This is a genomic window from Rhodococcus oxybenzonivorans (genome assembly GCF_003130705.1).
GTDB lineage: Bacteria > Actinomycetota > Actinomycetes > Mycobacteriales > Mycobacteriaceae > Rhodococcus_F > Rhodococcus_F oxybenzonivorans.
In genome coordinates, this window is the sequence record NZ_CP021354.1 from 686,700 (window position 1) to 699,276 (window position 12,577).

Consider the following 12,577-nt stretch of genomic DNA (forward strand, 5'->3'; position numbering starts at 1 on the left):
TCGGGCAACAGGTGGCAAAAGGTGACAACGGCAGTGCACAGGATGCGGCGGGAGCGTCCGGCCAGCCTCGCCGCCTCGTGATCGTCGAGTCGCCGACCAAGGCCCGCAAGATAGCTCCGTACCTCGGAAAGAACTACGTCGTCGAGGCGTCGGTGGGGCACATTCGTGACCTTCCTCGGGGCGCCGCCGATGTTCCGGCCAAGTACAAAGGTGAGCCGTGGGCCCGACTCGGTGTCGACGTCGATCATGATTTCGAGCCGCTGTACGTGGTCAGTCCAGAGAAGAAGTCCAAGGTCACGGAACTGAAGGGCCTCCTCAAGGACGCCGACGAACTATTCCTCGCCACCGACCCCGACCGTGAGGGCGAGGCCATCGCCTGGCACCTGCTCGAAACTCTGAAGCCGAAGATTCCGGTTCGGCGGATGGTCTTCCACGAGATCACCGAGCCGGCCATCCGAGCGGCTGCCGACGACACCCGCGAACTCGACACCGACCTGGTGGACGCCCAGGAAACTCGGCGCATCCTCGACCGTCTCTACGGTTACGAGGTCAGCCCGGTCCTGTGGAAGAAGGTCATGCCGAAGTTGTCGGCGGGCCGTGTGCAGTCCGTCGCCACCCGGGTCATCGTTCAGCGTGAACGCGAGCGGATGGCATTCCGATCCGCGTCCTACTGGGACATCTCGGCCACCCTCGACGCAGGCGCCGACGCGAGCCCGCGCAGCTTCGGGGCACGTCTGGTGAGTGTCGACGGTTCACGGGTCGCGTCGGGTCGCGATTTCGGCTCGGACGGCCAGCTGAAGACCGGCACGGTCACGGTGCTCGACGAAGCCCGTGCACAGAGGCTCGCCGAATCCCTCGCCGGTGTCGACCTCACCGTGTCGTCCGCGGAGAGCAAGCCGTACACGCGCAAGCCCTACCCACCGTTCATGACGTCGACGCTCCAGCAGGAAGCGGGACGCAAGCTCCGATTCACGTCGGAGCGGACGATGCGCATCGCCCAGCGGTTGTACGAAAACGGCTACATCACCTACATGCGTACCGACTCGACGACGTTGTCTGCATCGGCCATCGCCGCAGCGCGCGCGCAGGCCACCGAGTTGTACGGCGCAGAGTACGTTCACGCGTCGCCGCGCCAGTACACCCGCAAGGTGAAGAACGCCCAGGAAGCGCATGAGGCGATCCGTCCTGCGGGCGACGTCTTCCAGACTCCGGGGCAGCTGCACTCGCGGCTCGATACCGACGAGTTCCGGCTCTACGAATTGATCTGGCAGCGCACCGTGGCGTCCCAGATGGCCGATGCCCGCGGCACCACGCTCACCCTGCGGATCTCGGGTACGGCAGGTACGGGCGAAGAATGCACGTTCTCCGCGTCGGGCCGCACTATCACGTTCGCCGGCTTCCTGAAGGCATACGTCGAAAGTGTCGACGAAGAAGCCGGCGGCCAGTCCGACGACGCCGAGTCGCGCCTGCCGGTGCTCGTCGAGGGCCAGGCGGTCACCGCGACCAAACTCGATCCGGACGGCCACACCACCAATCCACCGGCTCGGTACACCGAGGCGAGCCTGATCAAGACCCTCGAAGAGCTGGGCATCGGTCGGCCGTCCACCTATTCGTCGATCATCAAGACCATCCTCGACCGCGGATACGTCTACAAGCGCGGTAGTGCGTTGGTGCCGTCCTGGGTCGCGTTCGCCGTCATCGGTCTCCTCGAGATGCACTTCGGTCGGCTGGTCGACTTCGACTTCACCGCCGGGATGGAGGATGACCTCGACGCAATCGCCGGTGGCCGGGAACAGCGCGGCAACTGGCTGAGCAGTTTCTACTTCGGCGGTGATCACGGCGCCGAGGGTTCCGTCGCCCGAGAGGGTGGCCTGAAGAAGATGGTCGGTGTCAATCTCGAGGAGATCGACGCTCGCGAGGTCAACTCCATCCGGCTCTTCGATGACGCCGAAGGCCGCGAAGTTCATGTCCGTGTCGGACGCTTCGGTCCTTACCTCGAGCGGATGGTTCGCAACCCGGACGACCCCGAGGGCGACCTCATCTCGCAGCGTGCAAACCTGCCCGACGACCTTCCGCCGGACGAGCTGACACCCGAGTACGCCGAGAAGCTGTTCTCGACGCCCCAGGAGGGCCGCAAGCTCGGTGTCGATCCACTGACCGGGCACGAGATCGTGGCGAAGGAGGGCCGGTTCGGCCCTTACGTCACGGAGATCCTTCCCGAGCCGGAACCCGAGCCCGAACCGGCCGTGGTGCCGGTCGCCGAGCCGGAGCCCGCCGAGGGCACCACCAAGACCAAGACGGCAGCGAAGAAAGCCCCTGCCAAGAAGACGGCGAAGAAGGCAGCGGGTCCCAAGCCGAGAACCGGTTCGCTTCTCAAGTCCATGGATTTGGCCACGGTCACCCTCGACGACGCCCTGAAGTTGCTGTCGTTGCCGCGTGTGGTGGGTATCGATCCCGAATCGAAGGAAGAGATCACCGCCCAGAACGGCCGATACGGTCCCTACCTCAAGAAGGGCACCGATTCGCGGTCACTCGCCACCGAGGACCAGATGTTCACGGTCACGCTGGAAGAGGCCTTGAAGATCTACGCGGAGCCCAAGCGTCGCGGACGGCAGGCGTCGGCGACGCCGCCCCTGCGGGAGCTGGGCGTCGACTCGGTCAGTGAGAAGCCGATGGTGATCAAGGACGGCCGGTTCGGACCGTATGTAACGGACGGCGAAACCAACGCCAGCCTTCGCAAGGGCGATGAAGTGGAAAGCATCACCGACGCTCGGGCGTCGGAACTGCTGGCGGAGCGTCGGGCGCGCGGACCTGTCAAGAAGAAGGCTCCCGCCAAGAAGGCACCGGCCAAGAAGGCTGCGGCGAAGAAGACTGCTGCCAAGAAGGCACCGGCGAAGAAGGCTGCTGCGAAGAAGGCCTCGGACAAGAAGGCGTGAGCCGGTGCGGCGGGGCCTCGGGGGTGTCGCAGGTGCGGGATAGTCTGACGTCGTGACCGTATTCGACCGGTTGGTGGGCCAGGCAGATGTCGAGGCCGAACTGACAGCCGCTGCTACGGCGGCCCGTCTCGGACTCGGCTCAATGGGGTCGTCGATGACGCATTCGTGGCTTTTCACGGGCCCCCCGGGCTCGGGCAGGTCGGTGGCCGCGCAGTGCTTCGCCGCGGCCTTGCAATGCACCAGTGACGGCGTCCCTGGTTGCGGTGCGTGCCACTCCTGCACCACTGCAATGGCAGGCACCCACGGTGATGTGCGGCGGGTGGTTCCCGAAGGGCTGAGCATCAGCGTGAGGGAGATGCGGGCCATCGTGCAGACGGCCTCCCGCAGGCCCAGTACCGGTCGCTGGCAGATCGTCGTCGTGGAGGACGCAGACCGTCTCACCGAGGGCGCGGCCAACGCTCTCCTCAAGGTTGTCGAGGAGCCGCCGGATCGCACCGTGTTCTTGCTGTGCGCCCCTTCCGTCGATCCTCAAGACATCTCGGTGACCCTGCGGTCGCGCTGCCGGCACGTCGCCCTTGTCACTCCGTCGGCGGACGCGATCGCTCAGGTTCTGCGCGAGAGGGATGGTGTGGAGCCCGAAGAGGCGCGCCTTGCGGCGTCGATCAGTGGCGGTCATGTCGGGAGGGCACGGCGACTGGCGACCGACCTGAATTCCCGCATTCGTCGCAAGGAGGCCCTGGACCTTGCGGTCGCGGCATTGCGACCCGCGACTGCGTTCGCGGCTGCCGAGGAGTTGGTGCGCTCAGCCGACGCCGAAGCGAAAGAGATGAGTGCGGCGCGAGACGAGCAGGAGACGGAAGAGTTGCGCACCGCCCTCGGTGCAGGAGGCACCGGCAAGGGCGCTGCCGGGGCCATCCGAGGATCGGCCGGTGTACTCAAGGATCTGGAGAAGCGGCAGAAGTCGAGGGCTACCCGCACAGGTCGTGATGCGCTGGATCGCGCTCTCATCGATCTCGCGGGTCTCTACCGCGACGCCCTCGCCGCCACGTGGGGATCGGCAGCCGCTGCAAACCATCCCGACATGGCCGACCGGGCTGCGGAACTCGCGTCGAGAACCTCGCCGGAAGGCCTGCTGAAGTGCATCGAAGCGGTACTCGAGTGCCGTGAGGCGATCGCTGTCAACGTCAAACCACAGTGGGCTGTCGATGCCATGGTGGCCAGCCTCGGCGACGCGTTCAGGGAGCCGTTTTCGCATACTCGGGGTTGAGGCGCTAGACTCGCCACCGCCGAAAGGCACCGCTGCCTTAGCTCAGTCGGTAGAGCATTTCACTCGTAATGAAAAGGTCGAGAGTTCGATTCTCTCAGGCAGCTCAGCGGTACTCTGGCCCTCCCTGATTCCTCGGGGAGGGCGAGAGTCGTATTCGGATCCGACACGTCGAGGACGGGGATCTGTGTCGTTCGCAGTCCCGACCCGCCGCGGCGGGGAAAGATCCGGAAGACTGGAAGCGTGGACATCGAGAATCGAACCCGTACCTCACAGGTGGCGGGTCTACGTGCGCTCGGTGCGCCGGCGACGGTTGCCGCAGGGACCGCCGCCGCCGTCGCTCTCCTGCACTTTCGCGATCCACATCAGTCGGGCGCGTACGGATTCTGCCCCGTGTACGCATTGACGGGCTGGTGGTGTCCGGCCTGCGGGGGCCTTCGGGCTGTCCACGACCTCACCGATCTGGACATCGGGGCCGCGTTGTCGAGCAACGCCTTGATCGTTCCGCTGCTCGCTGTCTCGGTGTACCTGTGGGTGCGGTGGGCGCAGCGCCGCTGGGCGGGAGCGCGCGCTCGATCGATCGTCATCCGTCCATATGTGATGGTGGGTGTGCTGATCGCTCTCGCGGCGTTTACGGTCACGAGGAATACATCTTGGGGAAGCTGGCTGGCGCCGGCTTGACGACGGTCGCCGCCGGCATTGAAACAGAGAGTCGGTTCACAGATGGCAATGCAGGTTTTCTCGTTGATTGCGATCCTCGGAGCATTGATAGTGCTCATTCCGACAGCGCTCCGAGTCTTCGGTAAGAGCGACAACGTGAAGGCACCCGATGACGCCGAAGAGTGACCGGGCGCTGCTCTCGACAACCCTCCGCCCCACGGTCATGATTCGTGTATGAGTGATTCGCTGAAGGACCGGGTCCGGGAGAAGTTGCTCCGCCAGCTCGCCGAAGACGGGGGCCACCCGGTCCAGGAGGCAGAAGGAGACGATCCCCGGCTCGTTTCGATCGATGCGGATCTTGCCGCGCTGGAGCAGGCAGCCGACGGCGATGTGGTCGTCGAGGAACTTGCCGCGAAGTACTGGGTTCCGTAAGAAGGCGCTCCAGCAGCCTGACCAGGCAATTTGGCGTAGCGGGTGTTCGTCGCGTAACTTATTCGAAGTCAGAGCGACACGGACACCGACTCCGGCCGGAAGGCGGGGGACACGAGGTTGGACGAAGGCGCCTGAACTTCCCGAAGACGCTGATCGTGATTGGTGTGTTCGAGATGTCCTGGAAGTTCCCGTTTGCATCGGGAGGTGACAGGAGTTAGGCTGGAACGGTTGCCCCGGAGCGGCTAGCGAGTGTTGCTGGTGGTGATGGTGTGTGCGTGTTCTTTGAGAACTCAACAGTGTGTCGATGAATGTCAGTGCCAAATTGTTTTGGTACTCCGCATCACGGATGATCAACTGGGCCTTTTGGTTTGGTTGTGAGTGGTGTGGGTATTTGCTGGCTCTTCTCCTTCTTCCGTCGGAGGGGGGTCAGTGTTTGATTGAGCTAGTTTGAGTTTTTGATCGCTAGTGATTTGACTCGATGTCTATGACTGATTGGGGTTCGCCTCTTTCTAGAGTCTTCAACGGAGAGTTTGATCCTGGCTCAGGACGAACGCTGGCGGCGTGCTTAACACATGCAAGTCGAGCGGTAAGGCCCTTCGGGGTACACGAGCGGCGAACGGGTGAGTAACACGTGGGTGATCTGCCCTGCACTTCGGGATAAGCCCGGGAAACTGGGTCTAATACCGGATACGACCTTCGGCTGCATGGCTGGGGTGGAAAGGTTTACTGGTGCAGGATGGGCCCGCGGCCTATCAGCTTGTTGGTGGGGTAATGGCCTACCAAGGCGACGACGGGTAGCCGACCTGAGAGGGTGACCGGCCACACTGGGACTGAGACACGGCCCAGACTCCTACGGGAGGCAGCAGTGGGGAATATTGCACAATGGGCGAAAGCCTGATGCAGCGACGCCGCGTGAGGGATGAAGGCCTTCGGGTTGTAAACCTCTTTCAGCAGGGACGAAGCGGAAGTGACGGTACCTGCAGAAGAAGCACCGGCTAACTACGTGCCAGCAGCCGCGGTAATACGTAGGGTGCAAGCGTTGTCCGGAATTACTGGGCGTAAAGAGTTCGTAGGCGGTTTGTCGCGTCGTTTGTGAAAACTCACAGCTCAACTGTGAGCTTGCAGGCGATACGGGCAGACTTGAGTACTGCAGGGGAGACTGGAATTCCTGGTGTAGCGGTGAAATGCGCAGATATCAGGAGGAACACCGGTGGCGAAGGCGGGTCTCTGGGCAGTAACTGACGCTGAGGAACGAAAGCGTGGGTAGCGAACAGGATTAGATACCCTGGTAGTCCACGCCGTAAACGGTGGGCGCTAGGTGTGGGTTCCTTCCACGGAATCTGTGCCGTAGCTAACGCATTAAGCGCCCGCCTGGGAGTACGGCCGCAAGGCTAAAACTCAAAGGAATTGACGGGGGCCCGCACAAGCGGCGGAGCATGTGGATTAATTCGATGCAACGCGAAGAACCTTACCTGGGTTTGACATATACCGGAAAGCCGTAGAGATACGGCCCCCCTTGTGGTCGGTATACAGGTGGTGCATGGCTGTCGTCAGCTCGTGTCGTGAGATGTTGGGTTAAGTCCCGCAACGAGCGCAACCCTTGTCTTATGTTGCCAGCACGTAATGGTGGGGACTCGTAAGAGACTGCCGGGTCAACTCGGAGGAAGGTGGGGACGACGTCAAGTCATCATGCCCCTTATGTCCAGGGCTTCACACATGCTACAATGGCCAGTACAGAGGGCTGCGAGACCGTGAGGTGGAGCGAATCCCTTAAAGCTGGTCTCAGTTCGGATCGGGGTCTGCAACTCGACCCGTGAAGTCGGAGTCGCTAGTAATCGCAGATCAGCAACGCTGCGGTGAATACGTTCCCGGCCTTGTACACACCGCCCGTCACGTCATGAAAGTCGGTAACACCCGAAGCCGGTGGCCTAACCCTTGTGGGAGGGAGCCGTCGAAGGTGGGATCGGCGATTGGACGAAGTCGTAACAAGGTAGCCGTACCGGAAGGTGCGGCTGGATCACCTCCTTTCTAAGGAGCATCTCCAGTCATGTACCGCTGAACAGTCAGTGGATGATGGTCTGGCAGAGGCCATTTCGGATGCGTATGTTATCCGGTGGTTGCTCATGGGTGGATCGCTGACAAGTATTGGTTCTCAACTGCCGGCCTGTGTGCTGGTGGGAGGGCGAATTATATCGACATACTGTTGGGTCCTGAGGAACACGTGAGTGTTTTTTCTTTCAGGAAAGTGACGATCCGGTTCGGATGTCAGGCAGACCGCATCACTTTTGGTGGTGGGCATGGTGCTGGCGGGAGTTCGAGGCGGGTGTGTTGTTTGAGAACTGCACAGTGGACGCGAGCATCTTTGTTGTAAGTAATGAAGAGCGTACGGTGGATGCCTTGGCACCAGGAGCCGATGAAGGACGTAGGAGGCTGCGATAAGCCTCGGGAGCTGTCAACCGAGCTGAGATCCGAGGATGTCCGAATGGGGAAACCCAGCACGAGTGATGTCGTGTTACCCGCATCTGAATATATAGGGTGTGTGGAGGGAACGTGGGAAGTGAAACATCTCAGTACCCACAGGAAGAGAAAACAATAGTGATTCCGTGAGTAGTGGCGAGCGAAAGCGGAAGAGGCTAAACCATGGATGTGTGATAGCCGGCAGGCGTTGCATTCGTGGGTTGTGGGTTCATCTTGTCAATGCTGCCGTGTTGGCCGACAGTAAGAAATCATGGTGTTAGTGGAAGTGGTCTGGAACGGCCTGTCGTAGAGGGTGAGAATCCGTACACGAAAACATTGTGACTGTCGTGATGGAAACCCAAGTAGCACCGGGCCCGTGAAATCTGGTGTGAATCTGTCGGACCACCCGATAAGCCTGAATACTCCCTGGTGACCGATAGCGGACTAGTACCGTGAGGGAAAGGTGAAAAGTACCCGGGAGGGAGTGAAATAGTACCTGAAACCGTGCGCTTACAATCCGTCAAAGCCTTCGAGTGACTTGTCGCTGGGGTGATGGCGTGCCTTTTGAAGAATGAGCCTGCGAGTTAGTGGCATGTCGCGAGGTTAACCCGTGTGGGGTAGCCGTAGCGAAAGCGAGTCCGAATAGGGCGTTTATAGTGGCATGTTCTAGACCCGAAGCGGAGTGATCTACCCATGCCAGGTTGAAGCGACGGTAAGACGTCGTGGAGGACCGAACCCACTTAGGTTGAAAACTGAGGGGATGAGTTGTGGTAGGGGTGAAAGGCCAATCAAACTCCGTGATAGCTGGTTCTCCCGAAATGCATTTAGGTGCAGCGTCGCGTGTTTCTCATCGGAGGTAGAGCTACTGGATGGTCTAGGGGCCCACAAGCTTACCGAAATCAGCCAAACTCCGAATGCCGGTGAGTGAGAGCGCGGCAGTGAGACTGCGGGCGATAAGGTTCGTAGTCGAGAGGGAAACAGCCCAGATCGCCAGCTAAGGTCCCTAAGCGTGTACTAAGTGGAAAAGGATGTGGGTCGCGAAGACAACCAGGAGGTTGGCTTAGAAGCAGCCACCCTTGAAAGAGTGCGTAATAGCTCACTGGTCAAGTGATCCTGCGCCGACAATGTAGCGGGCTCAAGTACACCACCGAAGCTGCGGCATTCACACAATGCACCCCATTTTCCTGCGGGAGGGTGGGCAGTGGTGTGGATGGGTAGGGAGCGTCGTGTGGCCATGGAAGCGGCGGGGTGACCCAGCCGTGGAGGCCACACGAGTGAGAATGCAGGCATGAGTAGCGAAAGACGAGTGAGAAACTCGTCCGCCGAATGACCAAGGGTTCCTGGGCCAGGTTAATCCGCCAGGGTGAGTCGGGACCTAAGACGAGGCCGACAGGCGTAGCCGATGGACAACGGGTTGATATTCCCGTACCCGTGTGAACGCGCCCCTGGTGAATCAGTGATACTAACCACCCTGAAACCGCTTGTGAACCTTCGGGTTCGTAGGTGGCGGATGCGTGGGACCTGATCTGGTAGTAGCCAAGCGATGGGTGACGCAGGAAGGTAGCTGAGCCAGTCAGTGGTAATACTGGTGTAAGCCTGTAGGGAGTGACCTAGGCAAATCCGGGTCACACATATCCTGAGAGGTGACGCATAGCCGAATGAGGCGAATTCAGTGATCCTATGCTGCCGAGAAAAGCCTCTAGCGAGCTTTCACACGGCCCGTACCCCAAACCGACACAGGTGGTCAGGTAGAGAATACTAAGGCGATCGAGATAACTATGGTTAAGGAACTCGGCAAAATGCCCCGTAACTTCGGGAGAAGGGGGGCCTCGTCTGGTGATCACTCTTGCAGTGTGAGCTGGGTGGGGCCGCAGAGACCAGTGAGAAGCGACTGTTTACTAAAAACACAGGTCCGTGCGAAGTCGTAAGACGATGTATACGGACTGACGCCTGCCCGGTGCTGGAAGGTTAAGAGGACCGGTTAGCCATTTCGGTGGCGAAGCTGAGAATTTAAGCCCAGTAAACGGCGGTGGTAACTATAACCATCCTAAGGTAGCGAAATTCCTTGTCGGGTAAGTTCCGACCTGCACGAATGGCGTAACGACTTCTCAGCTGTCTCAACCATAGACTCGGCGAAATTGCATTACGAGTAAAGATGCTCGTTACGCGCGGCAGGACGAAAAGACCCGGGACCTTCACTACAGCTTGGTATTGGTGTTCGGTTCGGTTTGTGTAGGATAGGTGGGAGACTGTGAAGCGCTCACGCCAGTGAGTGTGGAGTCGTTGTTGAAATACCACTCTGATCGTATTGGACCTCTAACCTCGGACCATGATCTGGTTCAGGGACAGTGCCTGGTGGGTAGTTTAACTGGGCGGTTGCCTCCCAAAATGTAACGGAGGCGCCCAAAGGTTCCCTCAGCCTGGTTGGCAATCAGGTGTCGAGTGCAAGTGCACAAGGGAGCTTGACTGTGAGACTGACAAGTCGAGCAGGGACGAAAGTCGGGACTAGTGATCCGGCACCGGCAAGTGGAAGCGGTGTCGCTCAACGGATAAAAGGTACCCCGGGGATAACAGGCTGATCTTCCCCAAGAGTCCATATCGACGGGATGGTTTGGCACCTCGATGTCGGCTCGTCGCATCCTGGGGCTGGAGTAGGTCCCAAGGGTTGGGCTGTTCGCCCATTAAAGCGGCACGCGAGCTGGGTTTAGAACGTCGTGAGACAGTTCGGTCTCTATCCGCCGCGCGCGTTAGAAACTTGAGGAAGGCTGTCCCTAGTACGAGAGGACCGGGACGGACGAACCTCTGGTGTGCCAGTTGTTCCACCAGGAGCACCGCTGGTTAGCTACGTTCGGAAGGGATAACCGCTGAAAGCATCTAAGCGGGAAGCCTGTTCCAAGATGAGGTTTCTCACCCCCTCGAGGGGGTAAGGCCCCCGGCAGACCACCGGGTTGATAGGCCAGAACTGGAAGCCCAGTAATGGGTGTAGGTGACTGGTACTAATAGGCCGAGGACTTACCACAAAGAAGCTACGCGTCCACTGTGCAGTATCTGAAACAACACACAGATACCCCCTTTTTTTCCTTTCACTGAACCCCCTGGACAGTTCCGCACCCACCCGGGTGCGTGGCCACGGCGGGGAACCGGAAAAAGGAAAGATGGGTGTGTGACAGTTTCATAGAGTTACGGCGGCCATAGCGGAGGGGAAACGCCCGGCCCCATTCCGAACCCGGAAGCTAAGCCCTCCAGCGCCGATGGTACTGCACTCGACAGGGTGTGGGAGAGTAGGACACCGCCGAACATCCGTTACCGGAAGCCCCCCAACACCTGTTGGGGGGCTTCCGGCATTCCACAACAAATCCAGTATGTGAGCGCGCCGCATCCGGACGGATTTGATATATCGCGGGCGGTCAAGGGATGGTTTCCAATTCGAATCCCGGTTTCGCTTGATCAATGGATTCGATGTTGCTCGTGGAATAACTGCACCGATTGAGACCACGTCTTGTGGACATCTGGGGTTGTGCCAGACAGTGATTTGTCGGCGATAGTTTGTTACGTACGAGTGCGCCGGCTCTGTTCAATTGCGGTCTTGGTCACGGTCGTATTCGATGCTGCCTTCGGGCGTAAATGCGCGGTCACCGGCATCATCAGTCGACGCGGCCGGCCGAAACCGTTGTCGTACTACGACAATGTCTACATTGCACCAGTACCGATCGCGCACGACACCGTGGTGCCGACCAGACCCATACCGGACCTACAAAGAGTTCCGGGCCTCGGCCGCAGCCGGAATCCGCGGCGCAGGAAAGACCATGAGGTGAATCTCGTCCAGCGGCATACTTTTGAATCGCGAGCGAAGAGGGATTTGCCCCAGTCATCTGCGACGCGATAGCTCCGCGCTCAGCTTCGCTACCGCCGAGAGTGCCAGCGGCATCTGAAACTGACTTCGTTCCGGCAACCGAAAATTGGCCCCTGGGTTGGTCGGTGGTTAGTCCTCGGTGGTTCGGCCTGTGGGTGCGCGACGAGGTCGCGTCCCTCGAGGCGGGTAGCTGTCGCCTTTGAGGGATGACGACAGAGTGGTGGACGACGCGGGCGATCATCGCTGCTGCGACGGCCTCGTCACCGAAGGCCTCACCCAGCGGCCGAAGGGATTGTTCGTGGTGATGAGAGCAATAAAAAAGACCCGTGGATCGATTTGCCGCGGGCTGGCGTGTCCCTCATGTGCTCGGAGGGACGAGTCGGCTAGCGGGCTACGCGGTAGCGGAGGTAGACCACTTTCGAATTGAGGGTGCGGGACTCGATGAGATCGAGGTTCACCCGATGCTCGCGTTGGGGAAAGAAGGTGCGGCCGCCCCCCAGCAGCACTGGGTAGACCCTGGCCCGGTACTCGTCGATGAGACCCAACGCGGCCGCCTCGGCGGCGAGAGTCGCTCCGCCGATCGCGATGTCGCCCTCCGCCGGTTCGGCTCGCAATCGCTCGATCTCATCCGCCAGACTGCTGGACGCCAGGCGGGCGTTTCCCTGCACCGCCGACAGCGTGGTGGAGAAGACCAACTTCGGGAGCCCCATCCAAAGCGCGGCGAATTCGAGCGTTGAGTAGTCGAGCGACGGGTTCTGGTCGGCGGTCTCCCAGTACAGCATGGTCTCGTACAGCCGTCGTCCGAGCAGATGGACGCCGACCCGGCGTACCTCGTCAGTGGCGAGGTTGAAGACCTCTTGGTCGGGTGAGCTCCAGTCGAAGGACTCGTCGGGCCCGACGACGTAGCCGTCCAGCGACACGGCCATCGAGTAGGTCACGCTGCGCATCAGGAACTCCCCTCAGTAACGGATTCGA

General features: G+C 60.5%; 6 protein-coding genes, 1 tRNA gene and 3 rRNA genes. 9 read left to right on the forward strand and 1 reads right to left on the reverse strand.

Going from position 1 to position 12,577, the window contains the following annotated elements; translation table 11 throughout:
* The first annotated feature begins 11 nt into the window (after positions 1–11).
* From topA to rrf, 9 genes are all read left to right on the forward strand, one after another.
* Positions 12–2,936, forward strand: coding sequence for a type I DNA topoisomerase (gene topA / locus CBI38_RS03430; RefSeq protein ID WP_109326387.1), 2,925 nt, complete (start codon positions 12–14; stop codon positions 2,934–2,936).
* 52 nt (positions 2,937–2,988) lie between these two features.
* The gene (locus CBI38_RS03435) at positions 2,989–4,203 is read left to right on the forward strand and encodes a DNA polymerase III subunit delta' (protein WP_109326390.1); all 1,215 of its coding nucleotides are present in this window, start codon (positions 2,989–2,991) and stop codon (positions 4,201–4,203) included.
* A gap of 31 nt (positions 4,204–4,234) precedes the next feature.
* Positions 4,235–4,307 (forward strand) — tRNA-Thr (locus CBI38_RS03440).
* Between the two features lie 136 nt (positions 4,308–4,443).
* Positions 4,444–4,881, forward strand: coding sequence for a DUF2752 domain-containing protein (locus tag CBI38_RS03445; RefSeq protein ID WP_109326391.1), 438 nt, complete (start codon positions 4,444–4,446; stop codon positions 4,879–4,881).
* Between the two features lie 42 nt (positions 4,882–4,923).
* Positions 4,924–5,046 (forward strand): hypothetical protein, encoded by a 123-nt coding sequence (locus CBI38_RS40070; protein ID WP_257792467.1) that lies wholly within the window; start codon positions 4,924–4,926, stop codon positions 5,044–5,046.
* Between the two features lie 48 nt (positions 5,047–5,094).
* Complete coding sequence (locus CBI38_RS03450; protein WP_109326392.1) at positions 5,095–5,292, forward strand: hypothetical protein; 198 nt, start codon at positions 5,095–5,097, stop codon at positions 5,290–5,292.
* 518 nt (positions 5,293–5,810) lie between these two features.
* Positions 5,811–7,320, forward strand: a 16S ribosomal RNA gene (locus CBI38_RS03455).
* Positions 7,321–7,657: 337 nt separating this feature from the next.
* A 23S ribosomal RNA gene (locus tag CBI38_RS03460) occupies positions 7,658–10,769 on the forward strand.
* 161 nt (positions 10,770–10,930) lie between these two features.
* Positions 10,931–11,047 (forward strand): 5S ribosomal RNA (gene rrf / locus CBI38_RS03465).
* Together the 16S, 23S and 5S rRNA genes form the textbook arrangement of a ribosomal RNA operon.
* 938 nt (positions 11,048–11,985) lie before the next feature.
* On the opposite strand, the gene CBI38_RS03470 is transcribed toward rrf, so the two are convergent.
* Positions 11,986–12,549, reverse strand: coding sequence for a dihydrofolate reductase family protein (locus CBI38_RS03470; RefSeq protein ID WP_109326393.1), 564 nt, complete (start codon positions 12,547–12,549; stop codon positions 11,986–11,988).
* Positions 12,550–12,577 lie beyond the last annotated feature (28 nt).

What these genes read in the sequence shown, in the direction of transcription:
- CBI38_RS03470 (WP_109326393.1), bottom strand. Translation starts at nt 12,549, where the DNA reads ATGCGCAGCGTGACCTACTCGATGGCCGTGTCGCTGGACGGCTACGTC.
- CBI38_RS03450 (WP_109326392.1), top strand. Translation starts at nt 5,095, where the DNA reads ATGAGTGATTCGCTGAAGGACCGGGTCCGGGAGAAGTTGCTCCGCCAG.
- CBI38_RS40070 (WP_257792467.1), top strand. Translation starts at nt 4,924, where the DNA reads ATGGCAATGCAGGTTTTCTCGTTGATTGCGATCCTCGGAGCATTGATA.